The sequence below is a fragment of the Peribacillus sp. YIM B13481 genome (genome assembly GCF_042787985.1).
In the GTDB taxonomy this organism is placed as follows: domain Bacteria; phylum Bacillota; class Bacilli; order Bacillales; family DSM-1321; genus Peribacillus; species Peribacillus simplex_A.
This window is the reverse complement of the sequence record NZ_JBHZPE010000001.1, coordinates 12,180-28,931: the sequence shown is the minus strand read 5'-3', so window position 1 is coordinate 28,931 and position 16,752 is coordinate 12,180. Positions and strand designations below refer to the sequence as shown.

Annotated in this window: 20 protein-coding genes and 1 pseudogene; 13 read left to right on the top strand and 8 right to left on the bottom strand. The window is 42.4% G+C overall.

The window, feature by feature from the left end:
* Positions 1–238: 238 nt before the first annotated feature.
* Positions 239–475, top strand: coding sequence for a YuzB family protein (locus ACFX4X_RS00180; RefSeq protein WP_061465463.1), 237 nt, complete (start codon positions 239–241; stop codon positions 473–475).
* 67 nt (positions 476–542) lie between these two features.
* Here the strand turns inward: ACFX4X_RS00180 and ACFX4X_RS00175 are convergent.
* Positions 543–1,210, bottom strand: a pseudogene (locus ACFX4X_RS00175) (DUF2225 domain-containing protein).
* A gap of 255 nt (positions 1,211–1,465) precedes the next feature.
* On the opposite strand from ACFX4X_RS00175, the gene ACFX4X_RS00170 reads away from it, so the two are divergent.
* The gene (locus tag ACFX4X_RS00170) at positions 1,466–1,828 is read left to right on the top strand and encodes a HesB/IscA family protein (RefSeq protein ID WP_061465461.1); all 363 of its coding nucleotides are present in this window, start codon (positions 1,466–1,468) and stop codon (positions 1,826–1,828) included.
* A gap of 380 nt (positions 1,829–2,208) precedes the next feature.
* On the opposite strand, the gene ACFX4X_RS00165 is transcribed toward ACFX4X_RS00170, so the two are convergent.
* The gene (locus ACFX4X_RS00165; RefSeq protein ID WP_377380674.1) at positions 2,209–3,201 is read right to left on the bottom strand and encodes an NAD(P)/FAD-dependent oxidoreductase; all 993 of its coding nucleotides are present in this window, start codon (positions 3,199–3,201) and stop codon (positions 2,209–2,211) included.
* A 465-nt stretch (positions 3,202–3,666) separates the two neighbouring features.
* On the opposite strand from ACFX4X_RS00165, the gene ACFX4X_RS00160 reads away from it, so the two are divergent.
* From ACFX4X_RS00160 to ACFX4X_RS00145, 4 genes are all read left to right on the top strand, one after another.
* On the top strand, positions 3,667–4,884 hold the full coding sequence (locus tag ACFX4X_RS00160; protein WP_061465459.1) for an NAD(P)/FAD-dependent oxidoreductase: 1,218 nt from the start codon (positions 3,667–3,669) through the stop codon (positions 4,882–4,884).
* 249 nt (positions 4,885–5,133) lie between these two features.
* The gene (locus ACFX4X_RS00155) at positions 5,134–5,616 is read left to right on the top strand and encodes an NUDIX domain-containing protein (protein WP_375166192.1); all 483 of its coding nucleotides are present in this window, start codon (positions 5,134–5,136) and stop codon (positions 5,614–5,616) included.
* Positions 5,617–5,724: 108 nt separating this feature from the next.
* Positions 5,725–6,042, top strand: a complete 318-nt coding sequence (locus tag ACFX4X_RS00150) for a YuiB family protein (RefSeq protein WP_061465457.1) — start codon at positions 5,725–5,727, stop codon at positions 6,040–6,042.
* 130 nt (positions 6,043–6,172) lie between these two features.
* Positions 6,173–6,868 carry a 3D domain-containing protein gene (locus tag ACFX4X_RS00145; protein ID WP_061465455.1) on the top strand — a complete coding sequence of 232 codons (696 nt, stop codon included), beginning with the start codon at positions 6,173–6,175 and terminating at the stop codon, positions 6,866–6,868.
* Between the two features lie 64 nt (positions 6,869–6,932).
* Here the strand turns inward: ACFX4X_RS00145 and ACFX4X_RS00140 are convergent, their stop codons facing one another.
* Both ACFX4X_RS00140 and ACFX4X_RS00135 read right to left on the bottom strand, forming a co-directional pair.
* On the bottom strand, positions 6,933–7,721 hold the full coding sequence (locus ACFX4X_RS00140; RefSeq protein ID WP_284469337.1) for a cobalamin-binding protein: 789 nt from the start codon (positions 7,719–7,721) through the stop codon (positions 6,933–6,935).
* A gap of 9 nt (positions 7,722–7,730) precedes the next feature.
* A complete protein-coding gene (locus ACFX4X_RS00135; protein WP_061465453.1) occupies positions 7,731–8,213 on the bottom strand; it encodes a divergent PAP2 family protein in 483 nt (160 codons plus the stop codon).
* A 275-nt stretch (positions 8,214–8,488) separates the two neighbouring features.
* Here ACFX4X_RS00135 and ACFX4X_RS00130 point away from each other — a divergent pair, with 275 nt between their 5' ends.
* Positions 8,489–9,994, top strand: coding sequence for a leucyl aminopeptidase (locus ACFX4X_RS00130; RefSeq protein ID WP_377380669.1), 1,506 nt, complete (start codon positions 8,489–8,491; stop codon positions 9,992–9,994).
* A 61-nt stretch (positions 9,995–10,055) separates the two neighbouring features.
* Here ACFX4X_RS00130 and ACFX4X_RS00125 read toward each other — a convergent pair whose 3' ends face one another.
* Positions 10,056–10,385, bottom strand: coding sequence for a YuzC family spore coat inner layer protein (locus ACFX4X_RS00125; RefSeq protein ID WP_141133612.1), 330 nt, complete (start codon positions 10,383–10,385; stop codon positions 10,056–10,058).
* Between the two features lie 321 nt (positions 10,386–10,706).
* On the opposite strand from ACFX4X_RS00125, the gene ACFX4X_RS00120 reads away from it, so the two are divergent.
* The 6 genes from ACFX4X_RS00120 (at position 10,707) to ACFX4X_RS00095 (ending at position 15,613) form a co-directional block, all read left to right on the top strand.
* A complete protein-coding gene (locus ACFX4X_RS00120; RefSeq protein ID WP_284469339.1) occupies positions 10,707–11,456 on the top strand; it encodes a GTP cyclohydrolase II in 750 nt (249 codons plus the stop codon).
* 14 nt (positions 11,457–11,470) lie between these two features.
* Positions 11,471–12,571, top strand: coding sequence for a bifunctional diaminohydroxyphosphoribosylaminopyrimidine deaminase/5-amino-6-(5-phosphoribosylamino)uracil reductase RibD (gene ribD, locus ACFX4X_RS00115; RefSeq protein ID WP_318682483.1), 1,101 nt, complete (start codon positions 11,471–11,473; stop codon positions 12,569–12,571).
* Between the two features lie 16 nt (positions 12,572–12,587).
* Positions 12,588–13,682: an FAD-dependent monooxygenase gene (locus tag ACFX4X_RS00110; RefSeq protein WP_377380665.1), complete on the top strand. Its 1,095-nt coding sequence runs from the start codon at positions 12,588–12,590 to the stop codon at positions 13,680–13,682.
* 15 nt (positions 13,683–13,697) lie between these two features.
* Entirely contained in the window at positions 13,698–14,261 is a 564-nt protein-coding gene (locus ACFX4X_RS00105; protein ID WP_089361868.1) for a 5' nucleotidase, NT5C type, read from the top strand.
* 141 nt (positions 14,262–14,402) lie between these two features.
* The gene (locus ACFX4X_RS00100) at positions 14,403–14,795 is read left to right on the top strand and encodes a hotdog fold thioesterase (RefSeq protein WP_284469342.1); all 393 of its coding nucleotides are present in this window, start codon (positions 14,403–14,405) and stop codon (positions 14,793–14,795) included.
* A gap of 98 nt (positions 14,796–14,893) precedes the next feature.
* Positions 14,894–15,613: an MOSC domain-containing protein gene (locus ACFX4X_RS00095; RefSeq protein ID WP_377380662.1), complete on the top strand. Its 720-nt coding sequence runs from the start codon at positions 14,894–14,896 to the stop codon at positions 15,611–15,613.
* A gap of 54 nt (positions 15,614–15,667) precedes the next feature.
* Here ACFX4X_RS00095 and mnhG read toward each other — a convergent pair whose 3' ends face one another.
* From mnhG to ACFX4X_RS00080, 3 genes are read right to left on the bottom strand one after another with little or no spacing between them, the layout of a single operon-like run.
* Positions 15,668–16,006 carry a monovalent cation/H(+) antiporter subunit G gene (mnhG, locus tag ACFX4X_RS00090; protein ID WP_284469344.1) on the bottom strand — a complete coding sequence of 113 codons (339 nt, stop codon included), beginning with the start codon at positions 16,004–16,006 and terminating at the stop codon, positions 15,668–15,670.
* Complete coding sequence (locus ACFX4X_RS00085) at positions 15,990–16,274, bottom strand: Na(+)/H(+) antiporter subunit F1 (RefSeq protein ID WP_061465443.1); 285 nt, start codon at positions 16,272–16,274, stop codon at positions 15,990–15,992. The genes mnhG and ACFX4X_RS00085 overlap by 17 nt, the downstream gene beginning before the upstream one ends.
* The gene (locus tag ACFX4X_RS00080) at positions 16,274–16,750 is read right to left on the bottom strand and encodes a Na+/H+ antiporter subunit E (protein ID WP_284469345.1); all 477 of its coding nucleotides are present in this window, start codon (positions 16,748–16,750) and stop codon (positions 16,274–16,276) included. The genes ACFX4X_RS00085 and ACFX4X_RS00080 overlap by 1 nt, the downstream gene beginning before the upstream one ends.
* Positions 16,751–16,752: the final 2 nt, after the last annotated feature.

Below are 16,752 nucleotides of genomic sequence, written 5' to 3'. Positions count from 1 at the left end.
TCCCATTATAGGATTTCCCCAAATGAACCTTTTAAGTTTATTTAAATATATATACCCCAATAGTAGTAAGAATAAAAAATTAATTAATATTCTTTTTTACGTACCCCGACAAAAGTATAACGAATATAAAAGGAAATCACAACCTGTATCTTAAAATCGGCTTATTTTATATGCGTAAATATTGACTGTAATTGGGAAAAGTAATAAGATGGTTTGTTAGTAACTGTGAGGTGAAACAATGTACCCGATTATTGAATTTTGTGTAAGCAATCTGGCTAGCGGTGCTCAAGAGGCTCTGGAAAGGTTGGAGCGGGATCCGAATTTAGATATCTTAGAATACGGTTGTTTGGGATATTGCGGCAAATGCTCCAGTAACTTATATGCGCTTGTAAACGGTGAAGTGGTTTCCGGTGACACAACGGATGAATTGGTAGATAAAATATATAAGTTCATTGATGAATTTGACATGTTTTAATCATCAACAACGTAAAAAGGCTGTTCCTGCCTGGGACAGCCTTTTCATTGCTTTATCCATTCATAGCTCAAGCAACGGGTGGGGAGTTGCCCTGTTCTTGCTTAATTTCCTGAAAGCGGTCCCTGGCCATCTGGATGATGGAGGTTTCACGGGCATTTCTTTGTCTTTCGAATACTAACGAAAAATACTTGATTGCTGCCTTTTCATTCCCTATTCTCTTGGAGATGTCGCCAGCGAGATATAGGATTCTGGCTTCAGATACCTGGGTACCGCTGAAGTCCTCCGTTGAATAGGATGCTTCATATTCCTTAAGTGCGAATCTCAAAAACCTTTTTTCTTGTTCCTTGGACCGATTGATCCTATTTAGCCAGGCAATCCGTAAATGGATTCCGGCCAGGATAATATGTTTTTCCTTTTTTAAAGCCCCGCAATAACTAGCCAGCTTGTAGTATTGATAGCGTCTTTAATGGATCTCTCATTGCTGAAATGATGGGGAACCCACTTGGAGCTTACCTTTTCCATAATGATTTCCTTTGTGGCTTGAGGGAAGTACCGGGAGAAATCATCGGAATAGGAAAAGCCACAGTGAGGGCAAACAAAAATATTATAGTAAAGGGCATTAACGGCTGAATCAGCATAAATGGGGCAAAAGTCCGTGTCATATTTTGCTACTTTTACAAAATGCGATCGTACCCTTTTTGTGGTTGATTTTTGTTTGCATAGAAGGCATTCCATGTTTTTGTCATATAGAGGCTGTATATCTTCGATGGAGATTACCTCCCTTACTTTAAATTTTTTTGATTGGGTCAAAATATTCAGTCCTATATACCCACAAACCTTATTATAAACCATTTTTTAAATAATGTTGGTAAAATAGGTGCGGGAATATGAATTTTTTCAAGCCGGAAAATTGAGCGTGGGAAATTCTTTGGTATATACTATAAAGAGAAATAGTTCTATCTCACTTATAAGAAGAAGGAGGGATTTATTGTGAGTGAAGTTGTTCAAATAACGGAAGCTGCTGCTTTTCAGATAAAAGAAATGATGAAACAAAATGGTGAAGAGGGTTCCTTTTTAAGAGTGGCCGTCAAAGGCGGGGGCTGCAGTGGATTATCCTATGGAATGGGTTTTGAAAATGAGCCCGGAGAGAAAGATAGCCAGCTGGAACAGTTTGAAATTAAGATCCTTGTTGATAACGGGGATGCAGATATATTGAATGGAACGGTAATTGATTATAAACAAACGATGATGGGTGGAGGCTTTACGATCGAAAACCCAAATGCCATCGCTTCATGCGGTTGCGGGTCTTCCTTCAAAACGGCAAAAAACGCCGGTACGCCGGAGAATTGCTAACAATTTCTGTTCATTTGGAAAAGGGGGGGCACTTTAACAAGTGCCCCCTTCAGTTTGTTTGGGTTGAAGTGCCATGAAGGTCGAATAAAATCGTGGACGGTCGAAAAAAGTGCCATGAAGGTCGAATAAAATCGTGGACGGTCGAAAAAGGTGCCATGAAGGACGAATAAATTCGTGAACGGTCGAAAAAAGTGCCATGAAGGTCGAATAAAATCGTGGACGGTCGAAAAAAGTGCTATGAAGGACGAATAAAATCGTGGACGGTCGAAAAAAGTGCGGGAAAGGACGAAAAAGTGATCCGATGGAAAACAGTTATCCACAATCATGGAATTAGGGAGAAAAAAACCGGCTTTAAGAAAGCCGGTTTTTGCGTACTATTATTAAAACATGGAAGAACTGTGCATGGGCTGGACTTTTGCTTTTGGGTCAATATATTGCTTGGCGTGATTGACAGCAGTGGGGGCCTCGCCAAAACCACTTGCGATTAATTTGACTTTGCCATCATATGTTGCGATATCACCGGCTGCATAAATTCCTGGAATATTCGTTTCCATTCTTGAATTCACCAAAATACTGTTCTTCTGGATATCAAGTCCCCATTCCTTAATGGGGCCAAGAGAAGAAACGAAGCCGTAGTTGACGATGACTGCATCTACCTCCATCGTCTCTGTATCTTCACCATTTGTATCCTTGATGACAACTGTATGGATCCGGCCGTCTGTACCAATCAACTCTGAAGGTATGTAAGGAGTCTTTATATTAACTTTTGAATTTTTAAGGTTTTCTACACTATGTTCGTGGGCACGGAATTTATCTCTTCTGTGAATGATGCTCACTTTCTCGGCGATCGGCTCCAGCATAAGTGCCCAGTCAACTGCTGAATCCCCACCTCCGAAGATCACCACTTTTTTGCCAGCAAAATGATTGAGGTCATCGATGAAATAGTGAAGGTTGCTGCTTTCATATTTTTTTGCATCATCAATTTCGATGCGGCGGGGTTGGAAAGCCCCATTTCCAGCTGTGATGATAATGGTTTTGGAATAATGGATTTCTTTATCCGTCGTTAACTTGAAAACTCCATCTGCTTGCCTTTCCACTTCTTGAACGGCTTGCTCCAAGACAACAGTCTGTTCAAACTTTGCCATTTGTTCTTTCAAATTATTCACTAGCTCCTGAGCACGCACTTTGGGGAAACCTGCGATATCATAGATGTATTTCTCAGGATAAAGGGCCGACAATTGTCCGCCTAATTGCGGTAGGCTCTCGATGATTTTTACGGATGCCTGCCTCATGCCGCCATAAAACGCAGTAAATAATCCAACTGGGCCTCCGCCAATGATGGTGATGTCATAAACTTTTTCGTTAACTTCCAACTTTATCCCTCCGATATACTAGGTTTGCTGAAATTTATTCTCTTATTTTAACATAGATAATCTTTTAAAAAACGGAGAAAGATTAGAAAAGTGAGAAAGTTTTGACTATAACGGGACGGTTACATTATGAATACTGTTCACCCCCTTTCATAAGTGGGTAAAAATACTCTTTACCAAGGTTGAACATATAGTATGAATATGGTCCTTCACGGGGTGAAAAGCATCGTTTTTTAGCTTTATTTTCACGCGAAAAAGTTCGGTTTGTTACTTGAAAAAGGTATGGAAAAAGACTAAAATTTACTTAGACATCATTTAGTGAATTTTTTATGACAATTTCGAAGTATTACGTGAAATACGTCACAAATGTATAAGAGTGCTTTTTATAATGGAAATTAAAAAGATAGACAATAGATTTTAGTTATGGAAAGCATCACAAGAAAATATCGTAAAGGTGGACGAATACTTTTGAAAAAGCCAACTATCGTTGTTTTAGGAGCAGGTTATGGTGGACTGATGACTGTTACTCGCTTACAGAAGGCATTAGGTCAAAATGAAGCTGAAATCGTATTAGTTAACAAAAATGATTACCACTATGAAACAACATGGCTGCATGAAGCATCTGCTGGTACGCTTCATCATGATCGTGTGCGCTATCCAATCAAAAGTGTCATTAACGGCAGCAAAGTTAAATTCATCCAAGATTCTGTTTTGGAAGTGAAAACAGAAGACAAAAAAGTCATCCTTGAAAAAAGCGAAATTTCTTATGATTACCTAGTGATTGGACTTGGACCGGAATCGGAAACATTCGGGATCCAAGGACTAAAAGAATATGCTTTCTCTATCTCTAACGTGAACACTGCACGTGAAATCCGTGATCATATCCAATTGCAATTTGCTACGTACAGTTCTGAGGTCGAGAAAAATGAAGACCGCTTGACGATCGTTGTTGGCGGAGCAGGTTTTACGGGTATCGAATTCCTTGGCGAATTAGCTAACCGTGTCCCTGAACTTTGTAAAGAATACGACATCGATTTCCAAAAGGTTCGTATGTACTGTGTAGAGGCAGCACCAGCCGTCCTCCCTGGCTTCGATCCGGAATTAGTGGATTATGCAGTTTCCTACCTTGAGAAAAAAGGTGTGGAATTCAAAATCGGTACACCGATCAAGGGGGCAACTCCTGAAGGTATCATCGTCGCAAGAGGCGAAGATGAAGTGGAAGAAATCAAGGCGGGGACCGTTGTATGGGCAGCTGGCGTGCGTGGTAATTCAGTGATTGAAGCATCAGGTTTTGAAGCAATGCGCGGACGTATTAAAGTGAACCTTGACATGCGTGCACCGGGTCATGACGATATTTTCATCGTAGGGGATTGCGCGTTGATCATCAACGAAGAAATTAATCGCCCATACCCGCCTACTGCACAAATCGCCATGCAACAAGGTGAAGTCATTGCGAAGAACCTGACTAAATTGGTTCGTAACGAAAGTGACCTTGAAACGTTCACTTTCGAAAACAAAGGAACGGTATGTTCACTTGGTGATGACAATGCGATTGGAGTTGTATTCGGCAAGAAAGTTACAGGCAAGACTGCATCATTCATGAAGAAAATGGTTGATAACAGAGCATTGCTAATGATTGGCGGAGCTTCCTTGGTTGCTAAGAAAGGTAAATTCAACGTCCTTTGATTTTTTCGATATATAAGTGATGGCCATTTGGGGATTGTCCCTGAATGGCCTTTTCAATGGCATCTATCGATGAGCGTGCCATGAAGCGGGGACGGGGAGTATGCACCTATCATATGTGGAATATAATGGGGGTAAGGATGACGAAGCACTAGAATAAATAATCCTCCCCTTTGACCGCATTGGCATTACGTATGTACTCTAGCGGTTTGGAGTTTACATAACTTATAATGAATGTAGGGGAAGTGGACTTTGGTGGAACGATGCAAAAATGTTTGGTTGGCAGTGTCCGGCCTTGTGATATCTGCTAAAGGCGAGTGGCTGGTCGTGAACAAAAGGTATGGCGGATTGAAAGGGCAGTGGTCGCTTCCGGCAGGTTTTGTCAAAAATGATGAAACCGTTGATGAAGCTGTCGTAAGGGAAGTGTTGGAGGAGACGGGCATTCATACAGAAATCGAAGGCATTGTTGGAGTTAGAAGCGGAGTCATCAAAGGGGATATAAGTGATAATATGTTGGTATTTTTACTTAAACCGATCAGTTTTGAAGTCACCGCTCAACTGGATGAGTTATATGAGGCTAAATTTTATGACCCTGATTTACTCATACAAGAGGGGAAGCAATCGTTATTATTGGAACAGCTTTTAGCTTTTAAAAAGGAAAGAGTGCAGACGATGCTTGATGGGTTGAACCCGGGAAATCATTTTGGCTATACATCATATAAATTATTCATGTGATTTGGGTAATTATCTTTTCTTCGGTATTATTTGGCATTAAGTCGTTGACGTAGCAATTATTTTTTCAGTAAACTAAAGGTGTCGCTTTTAAGGAGGGTCAAGAATAACATGCCATTGCCTGTTTTAATTATCTCAATACTCTTATTTTTCATATTGTTTTTCGGAATTGGCTTTTTGCTGAATATGCTCTTTCGTTCTTCTTGGATCATGGTCATCTTATTTCCAATCGTCTTCATCATCATTGTCAATGAAACAAAGCTAATAGAATATTTTAGAAATCCGGGAATATCTTTTTCTAATCTTGGAACGAACCTTACAGCCCTGCATACGGCAGACATCATTATTTTATCAAGCGGGCTGCTTGGCGCGGTTTTAGCTGGTGTGGTCATCAGGATTCTAAGGAATAAAGGATATCAAATGTTTTGATAATGGGAAGGGCCGTCATTTATGGACGGTCCTTTTTTTGTAAGAAAAATTGGATCTTTTCATGCTTTATGAATACTTTCACTCTGGAAAGGGAACAAATATCCTTGTGAGAGGAGTGGAATTAATACATATGAAGATTGTAAAGGCATTATTTTTGAGGGTTGCTATTATCATATTATTTATCTTGGCCATCGATTCAACCTTAAATCATGTTTTTGGGGCTATGCCTGAAGATCATCCTTTTGAAGGGGCAATGAGACAACATCGAATGCTTGGTCTCGAATATAAAGCGATCCATAGTGGAGGTCAAGTGGCAACGCTAATGTCATCCGCATCCACGGGCAATGGTGGTCCTACGACGATATTGGAGGCAATCGAGCTCTTGAAATATCCGAAGCATGAAGTTTTGGCTACAGGATATACAGCAGGGTATGAATCAACGGGAAAGTACCCGGAGAGCCCATCTTATGGAATCACTTATTCAGGTGTGAAGGTGAAACGGGATCTGTTTTCAACCATTGCCGCTGATCTTGCCGTATTCCCCCTCGGAACCATCCTTTGGATTCCGGGCTATGGATATGGGGTTGTAGCGGACAAGGGCGGGGCAATCAAAGGAAACCATCTGGATCTATACTATGACACCGTACAAGATGTGTACGAGAAGTGGGGAAAGAAAACCCTTGAAGTATATGTTGTGCAAAAAGGGAACGGCGAGTTATCTGAAGAACAGCTAAACAAGTTGAATGAAACCAAGATCAGGCAAGTATTCAAGCCTAAAATCGCCGGAAAAACATTGAACGAGAATGTATCTTCCTTTGCTTTTTAATGAAATGATGGAGTTAAAAAAGCTGCCACAATTGGGGCAGCTTTTTTGTTCATTCGAAACGCCCTTAAGCCATGCCTTTGTACTCCTCAGGATGCAGAGTCTTTGCCAATTTTGACAGCCCATCCAGTAAACGGGGGGAAGGCCGGCAGAATAAGGGTTCTTCCATAATATGGATATTATTAGCCCGGACTGCCTTCATATCGGCCCAACCTTGCCGTTTCTTGACAAGCGCCGGGTTGACTTTTCGTAATGGGACACCGACCCAAGCTAAGCAAATATGGTCGGGATCCTTTTTCTGAACCTCCTCGGACGTGACTTGAATGCTTGCCATTTCCACATCTTCGAATAGATTATATCCTCCCGCAAGAAGGCTGATCTCGGATAACCAGTTAACTCCCCCAGGGCTGAATAAGGGATTTGGCCACCATTCCCAATATAGGGACGGCTTTGTTTCGATTTTGTCGGCGACATTTTTATATTGAAGGATGGCATCCCGGAATTTTGCTGCCTGCTCCTCTGCTTTATCATTAAGATCCATGGCCCCGCCCAAGGTCAGCAAATCCTTTGCGATATCTTCAAGTGATTGCGGATTGAAGATGATGTGAGGGAGGTTTCGTTCTTTTAATCCTTCAATATTTTTTTCCATACCCGGTACACTAAGGGAAGCCAGCACCAAATCGGGTTTCAGTGATTCTACATGATCGATATCAATCGATAAATCCGGCCCCACTCTAGGAAGGTGCTGTATGGTTTCAGGCCAATCAGAGTAGTCATCGATAGCGATCAGCTGATCTTCTATCCCTAGATATGTGCAGAGTTCCGTATTGCTGGGGCAAAGAGAGATTATTTTCAAATTGACCACCTACCCTTGAAAGATGAAAAAGTGAAGTGCCAGTGCAATGAATACTCCGGTCAAGGCTCCGAAAAATACCTCGATTGGCTTATGGCCCAACAGTTCCTTTAATTGTTGCTGTTTCTGTTTATCCGCTTTTTTCTGCCAGTTTTTTGCTTGCTCGACTAATGTATTGAAGTCCGTGACGAGCTGGTTCAAGACGGCTGCCTGTTCTCCTGCCTGCCGTCTTACTCCTGTCGCATCGAACATCGTGATGACGGCAAAGATCGCTGCAACGGCAAATACAGGAGAATCCATTCCGGTCTCAATCCCTACTGCTACGGTTAAAGCTGACACGGCCGCAGAGTGGGAACTTGGCATACCGCCTGTGGAGTTAAGAAGTGACCAGTTAACTTTACGAAAAGCTATGAAGTGGATGGGCACTTTAATGAATTGAGCAAAGAAAATGGCAATCAATGCTGCGATTAAAGGGAAGTTGAGAAATAATTCCAAGAGTATCAGCCTTCTTTCTAGTTATAAGTAACGATGAAATCCATATATGGGTAAATAAGAAATCCTGCTCGGTACAAGGCCCTTATTATTAGTTCCATTCAGTCCTGTCGATTCCCTGCTGGTTATTAGTATTAAATATGATCTTCCTTATACTATTACTCTAAAGTGGCACATTCTAAACAATATCCCTTGTTAATATTATTTTCATGGGCCTTATTCGAAAATTTCGAAAGATTTCGTTATAATGAAGGTAATCGAATGGAGGAGGTAGCAGAATGTTCACAGTAAAAGATTCCTTGAATATAGATTTGATTGACGAATGCCTGATTCTAGGCGTATTTGACAGACCTGTAAAATTCACAGGCATAGGGAAAGAGGCAGATGAACGATTAGATGGTCAGCTAACCGAGTTAGTGAAAGCGGGAGAAATCCCTTCCAAGAAAAAATCAGTAGTTAAAATACATACATTAGGTAAATTAGGCATAAAGAGATTGATTTTTGTAGGATTGGGCAAGGAAAAGGAGCTATCCTTTGAAACGCTGCGCGAAGCGTTTGGAAAAGCGCGTAAAACGATTAAAGAATCCAGGCTTGCGACGCTATCGATTGCTTTGGATACATTCACGACCGAAAACCTGGATGCATTGGACGCAGCGCATGCTTGTTCCGAGGCTTTTGAACTTGCTTCCTATAAGTTTGACGGATACAAGCAAAAATCGAACCAGGTCGAAAAAAGCATTGAATCGATTACGGTTTACAGTGAATCGGATAAAGAAGAGGTCGGGGCCGCACTTCATGTAGGGAAAGTCTTCGGAAGGGCGACGAACTCTGCAAGAACATTGGTTAACACACCAGGCAATTTGTTGACTTCCACGGATATGGCGGATTATTCATCTGCTTTGGGTGAACGTTATGGCTTTGAAGTGGAAATCCTGGAGAAGGAGGATATGCTCAAATTGGGAATGGGAGCCCTTCTTGCTGTCAATCAAGGTTCCGTTGAACCTCCGAAAATGATCGTCCTGAAGTACCAAGGTAAAGATGAATGGAAAGATGTTATCGGGTTGGTTGGTAAAGGCATCACATTCGATACCGGTGGATACTCATTGAAAACGAAGGCCGGAATCGTTGGAATGAAGACGGATATGGGCGGTGCCGCAGCTGTTTTAGGTGCAATGGAAATTATCGGCGAATTAGGGCCGGATCAAAATGTCGTGGCTGTCATTCCATCCACTGATAACATGATCAGCGGTGAAGCACTCAAGCCGGATGATGTGATCACTGCCATGAGCGGCAAGACGATAGAGATATTGAATACGGATGCGGAAGGCCGGCTCGTTTTGGCGGATGCCATAACTTACGCTAAACATCATGGTGCCGACTACCTTATTGACGTTGCTACTTTAACGGGGGGTGTTATAACGGCCTTGGGCATGGATATGACGGGTTCAATGACCAATGACGCAGAATTCTATGAACAAGTGGTTAAAGCCTCAGAGGAAGCCGGGGAGCCTATGTGGAGATTGCCTATTACAGAAAAGGACAAAGAGCGGGTACGCAATAGTAAAATAGCGGATTTAAATAATTCACCTGGCGGGGCAGGACATGCCATCATGGGTGGAGCCTTCATAGGCGAATTTGCCGAAGACACTCCGTGGGTCCATCTGGATATTGCCGGAACATCCACAACCTCGAGCAGTTCCGAATTGTGCACGGCGGGGGCGACAGGTGTGATGGTACGAACGCTTGCACTATTTGTTGAAACCTTTGAATCGAAAACAAAATGAACCAAAAAGGATCCGAAGCCGAAAATAGGCTTCGTTTTTTTTACAAAAAAGGTGTTGGACGTTATATATCCCTCCATTTCAAGCTGATGATGATATGACAATTTTCATCCCCTGTTTTGGGATAGAAATCAAAACGGATCCCATCAGGGTTATACTTGATATCAGGTTCGTTTTTAATCCCTATCTTTCGGATCATATCAACCACTAAACTCTTATTCGATGCTTGGGCGGCAGTCATCAACCTGTTTGAGAAAGGCTTGGATGTGGCTAATGTATCCATGACTTTTTTTACATCAAGCAATAAAGCTTGCGATGACTTTGCCGATTTAACTAACAGATCTGGATTGGTTGCCAAGTATGGACGCAATGTTCCTTCCAGTTCCCGATTCATGTTCACTGACCCTACGGGAAGCGGAAATAGGCCAGGGTCATATAAAAAATAAGGGAAATCCTCCAAAAGGTTTCCTTCCTTTCCTAAAGTCTGTCTATAGACACGTTTTCTTTATACGTTAAAATATGTATAAAGGCCAGCCGTTATGATTACGGATTATGGATAACCCTTTTCTGAAAAAAAATCTTCTTGAATTTATGAAGAAAGACACACTATTATTTGTAAACTGCTTCATTGACAGGTATAGTGTATAGTAATATACTTACTTACCTAAAGTAAGCAGAAGACACACTATAAAATTATAAAATAGGTGATGTTAACATGAAAATAACCCAGCAAACAAAAGACCTTTTAATAGATAAAATGAATATTCTTAAAACCCCGGGAAAGGCTGATATATGCCTAGTGGGGCCTGTGAACCTACCTATTGAACAAGGAGAATTCTCAACGGTTTTTCAATGGTATACATGGCTCCAGCTCGATGGCGAGGATAATGACAAGGAAGCGGTGCTTGATTCGCTTTCGGAAGCCAACCTTGCTTTTGGCCAGCAATCGTCCGTGTTGGTGTATGGGGATTTTAAAAAGTCGGATGATGCACTGGTCCGGATGCATAGCATCTGTCATACAGGTGATATCTTTGGCAGTAAACGCTGTGATTGCGGCTACCAGCTCCATCAATCGATGAAGATGATAGTCGAGCATGGGTGCGGGGCCATTTTTTACCTTGCGGACCATGAAGGAAGAGGGATCGGCCTTTTTTCCAAATCTCTTGCATATTTACTTCAGCAGGAAGGTTATGACACGGTCGAGGCGAATCAGGCTTTAGGATTCGAAGACGATACGCGGTCTTACGAGGGAGCCATTCGAGTGCTGAAGGAACTGCGTGAGGATCCGGTCACTTTAATTACGAATAACCCTAAAAAGTTGGACGCACTTATGAAGCATGGACTAGCGGCAAAGGACCATATCCCGCTTTGGGGCGGTTTGACGGAAGATAATAGTTTCTATCTGGATACAAAGGTTAAGAAGTCTGGACACATACCACACAAGAAGCCAACTTTGATTGTATAAGGAGAGCTAAACGCATGAATGATGATCAATATTACATGAAGCTGGCACTGGATTTGGCTGCAAGTGCTAAAGGAAAGACGAATCCAAATCCAGTTGTCGGTGCAGTCATAGTTAAAGACGGTGTGATAGCCGGGACAGGAATCCACCGTAAAGCGGGTGAACCGCATGCAGAGGTACATGCTTTCAAAATGGCGGGTGAGTATGCAGAAGGGGCAACGCTATACGTGACTCTTGAGCCGTGTTCCCATTATGGAAAAACCCCTCCTTGTGCAAATTTAGTGAAAGAATCAGGTGTACGGCGGGTTGTAGTGGCTACGCAAGATCCGAATCCGGAAGTTGCGGGCAGAGGTATATCGATCATAAAGGATGCAGGCATTGAAGTGGAAGTTGGCGTCCTGGAAAAGGAAGCTCAAAGACTGAATGAGCGTTTTATTCACAATATGCTGACGAGCCGTCCATTTGTCATTTCGAAGTATGCGATGACACTCGATGGAAAACTTGCAACACACACAGGCCATTCAAAATGGATAACAGGAGAAGAATCCCGTCATTCCGTTCATTTGCTCCGGGATGAGGTCGATGCCATTCTCGTTGGAATCGGGACTGTTTTGGCCGATGATCCATCACTTACGACCAGACTTCCGGAGGGCGGAGGGAAAAATCCGATCCGAATCATTTTAGACAGTGAATTACGTGTTCCAATGGAAGCCAATGTTGTCCAGGTATCAGATGCGAGGACCATGATCGTAACGCAGGATCATGCACCTGCCGATAAAATGGCAGCTCTACGTGAAAAAGGGATCGAATTCATTTTCGTCCCCAAAAACGATTCGGGCCTGAATTTAAGGACCTTGATGGAAGAGCTGTATAAAAAGGGGATTACGGATGTCTTGCTGGAAGGTGGAAGCGAAGTGAATGCCTCTTTCCTAAGGGCAGGGCTCATCGATAAATACTTGATTTATATAGCTCCTAAACTATTGGGCGGACGAAACTCACTAACACCGTATAGTGGAATGAATGTAGATACGATGGATGAAGCGATGGATGTTTCCTTCTCTGGCGTGGACACGTTTGGAGAGGACATACGCATCACGGCTTATCCTAAATTAAAATAGACAACAGGTGATAGGCATGATGGTTAAGTCAGATGTATGCATAGTCGGATCGGGACCTGGAGGAGCGCTGCTAGCCTATCTATTGGCCAAACAGGACATTTCAGTCGTCCTGCTCGAGAGGCATTCTGAAGTTGCACGGGAGTTCAGGGGCGAATTCCTGAACGAAGAAGGAGAAGGCATTCTGAAAAAGCACGGTTTATTCGAGAGTGTGGAAAGTCTTGGCTTGCTTAGGATGGAACAAATTGAATATTGGCATGACGGCCAAATATTTAAAAGGATTTTCCCAAAATTACCGGTAGATCATGTTGGGATACATGTCCCTCAGAATCATCTGCTTACTGCTATATTGAATGAAGCTGAAAAGCTGGACTCTTTTCAATTGATGATGAATACGAGGGTTACGGACTTGATTCAGAATGAAATGGGCCGGTTTTCGGGTGTTAAGGCCCGAAAGGATGGAAATGACCTGGAAGTGCATAGTTCATTGATAATCGGAGCGGACGGCAGATTTTCCATGGTTCGAAAAAAAGCGGGGATACCAGTAGTTATTAAAAATCATGGCTATGATTTACTGTGGGCAAAAATTCCCGCTCCAGAGGGGTGGAAGCCCTCGGTCAAGATGGCATTGGTCAATGACTCCCAGGTTGCCCTCTTCACCCAGGCTGGAGGTTTCATCCAAATTGGATGGAATATAGAACATGGTTCATTTCTCCATTTGCGAAAACAGCCCTTTGAGCCATTCATTGAAGATTTGCTTATCGCCTTTCCTGAACTAAAAAAGGTTGTGTGTGAAAATATCCGCTCTTGGAATGACTTCATTTTATTGGATGTTTACAGCAGCTATTGTGAAACGTGGACAAAGGATGGCGTTGCTTTATTGGGTGATGCAGCCCATACGATGACGCCTACAGGTGCGTTTGGACTCAATTGTGCCATGAAAGATGCCGATATATTAGCGGATCTTATTAAAGGATGCATCATGTGGGAGGATACTGGCTTCCTTGGACTTAAAATCGCTGAACCGGAAAGAAAAGCCGAAATTGAAAGATTACAGGCCATGCAGGTGAACAAGGAAATTTCCTTCGCAGCACAGTTTGCCGCTAATGTTTGAATAGGAGTGAAGGATATGAAATTCGGTTTTGATATTGACGATACCCTTATTAATTTGAGGGAGTTCGCTTTCCATCTTTATAATAAAAAGCTTAATAAGAACATAGAGTTAACGAAATTCAGAGCTTTAAAGACGTTAGAGATCCATGAAGCTTTCGGGCTTGATAAAGAGGCTGGGGGCAAGATGTGGAACAGCCTTGCCGAGGAAGTGTATTATTCATCCTGTCCAGCCTTCGAGGGAGCAGTGGAAACGCTGCAGGAGCTTGAACGCGATGGCCATGAAGTCTATTACATCACAGCCAGAAAAGCGGAGCATGGTGAACGGACGAAAAAATGGTTGATTGAAAACGGCTTTCCCGTTAAGGATGACCAATTTTACTGCGGCATGAAGGATCATGAAAAAATTGATACGATTCGCAGATTGGAATTGGATTATTATTTTGATGATAAACCGGCAGTACTTGAAACTTTATTGGATATCCCAACGAAAGTGTATGCAATGGATAACTCCTATAACAGGGATTTGGATATTCCAAGATTGACAAGCTGGTTTGAATTAAAAGAAATACTCTCCAAATAATCGAATTCTCATAATGAGGGATGACTTGAATAGACTTGAGTCATCCTTTTTATGTATACTATAATGAATGGTTATTCATTTTTTCGGAATTTAATGAATCATTTCGTTGTAGAAAAAAACATAAGAGTTGGGGGTATTGGAATGGAGAGAAATATTGAAAGTTCTTTGATAGGCACGCTTGGGATAGAAATGAAGGAAATCGGTGATGGGAAAGTCATTGCGACGATGCCGGTGGATGAACGAACTAGGCAGCCGTTTGGATTATTGCATGGGGGGGCGTCCGTTGCCCTTGCGGAATCCGTTGCGAGTTTTGGCGGAATCCAGCTTGTAGATAGGACAAAACAAGCTGTCGTCGGTCTTGAAATCAATGCCAACCATGTAAGGAGCGTCCGTTCTGGTTTGGTTACAGCAGAAGGGAACATAATCCATCGCGGGAAGACGACGATGGTATGGGACGTGAAAATCCGTGATGAAGAGGATCGTCTTATCTGCATTTCACGCTGTACATTGGCCGTTATCGACTTACCAAAGTGAATCAGGGAACTATCGCTTTGAAATGTAACGTAATGATTTTACAGTGTCCGGTTTAAGTATAATATGGCAGTAGACTATTGTTTGAAAGGAGTTTTTTTATGCTGGTTGGTCATATACAAGAAATCACCCGCCATCCTGTAAAATCATTCACTGGTGAGCATGTACAGAAAACGAAGGTGATGGACTATGGGCTATATGGAGATCGCAGTCATGCCTTTAAAGACAAGCACGGGAAGTTCCTAACGATAACCCAAGTTCCTGAAATGGTCCGTTATCAAGCTGTTTTTTCTGGTGAGGAAACCCTAGAACAATATCCGGAAATAAAAGTGAAGACCCCTTCAGGAAACGTGCTGGCTTGGGGAGAAGAGGCCTTTAAGGAGGAAATGGAACGGTTGTTGAAACAGGAGGCAACATCCGTTGTTTATCCGCCTGCACATATCCCGTTCGGTGCGATTGAGGGAGAAAACATCCTGCTTGTCAGTGATGCCTCGATTGGCGAATTGAAAAAGCTTTGGGGAAAAGAAGTGGATGGCAGGAGATTCAGGCAAAATTTGGTGCTATCTTTAGTGGACAAAACACCCTTTTTAGAAGAGCAATGGTTCGGAAAAAGGATTCTGATTGGAAATGATGTAGAATTGGAGATAAAAAGGCATTGTGAGCGTTGTATGATCATAACAGTCAATCCAAGCGATTCCCAAAGAGATTCATCACTCTTGAAAACTGTCGTCAAGGAAAGGAACAATCATTTTGGCGTATATGCCTCGGTCATTCGTACGGGCGAAATCAGTTTAGGGGACCAAGTATTTTTAAAGGATTGATACATGAAAAGAGCTGCTCCTGTAATCAGGGCAGCTCTTTTGCAATGGCAGGAATCACCGGGTTTTCTTTAAATCATCCTGGACACTTCGATCCCACATTTTAACGTCTGAATGGTAAGCAGAGCGATTGATTAAATGCCCGGCAACAGGGCTGGTCATGAAGATAAAGATGATCGCGAGCACGACCCGGAAATCGAAAAGGCTATGTTTATAATAAAAATATAACAAGGTGCCAATCAGGATGAACATGATTCCAAGTGTCGAGCTTTTTGAGGCAGCGTGATTTCTTGTATAGACGTCGGGCAGACGGATGACTCCGAAAGCCGAGACTAAAAAGAGAAAGACCCCCATTAAAAGGAATAAGGCTGATAGTATTTCAACGATTGCGGTCATTTTCGATAATCTCCCCTTTCTCAAGGAATTTGGCGAAAGCGACCGTTCCGATGAAAGATAGGATTCCGAGCAGAAGAATGGCTTCCAGATAAGCGCTTGTATCCATGACAATGGATACAAGTGCAACGATTGCGATAAGATTTATTCCCATCGCATCGAGCGCGACGACCCGATCCGGTACAGAAGGCCCTTTGATTAAACGGTATAAGAATCCTATCATGGAAAGCGAAACACCGAGCAACGCGATTTTAAGTATAAGATCGAACATTATTTGCTCACCTCCATGATCGCCTTTTCAAATGTATTTTTAATGCTGTCCACGGCTTCTTCTTTGTCGGCAATATCCATCGCATGGATATAAAGAATCCGATTATCCTCCGATACTTCAACGACAAGTGTTCCTGGTGTCAGTGTAATTAAATTCGATAGTATCGTAATTTCCCAATCCTTAGTTAGCGCGGTTTCGAATGCGAATATGCCAGGTCTCATATCAAGGCTCGGTTTAAGCACGACCTTAAGGACGCTAACGTTGGAAAGTAAGAGTTCCCTTGCGAATATAAGCAGCAATTGAACGACGGCATTCACCCTGTTCAGGTAAAAACGGTCATTGAAAAAATGACGGAAGACGAACATGATGCCGAGCCCCAATACATATCCGATGATAAAAGTGCTCCCGTTAAACTCATTTTTCAAAAACATCCAGATAAACGCAAGGAACACATTCAGTAAAATTTGGAATGACATCA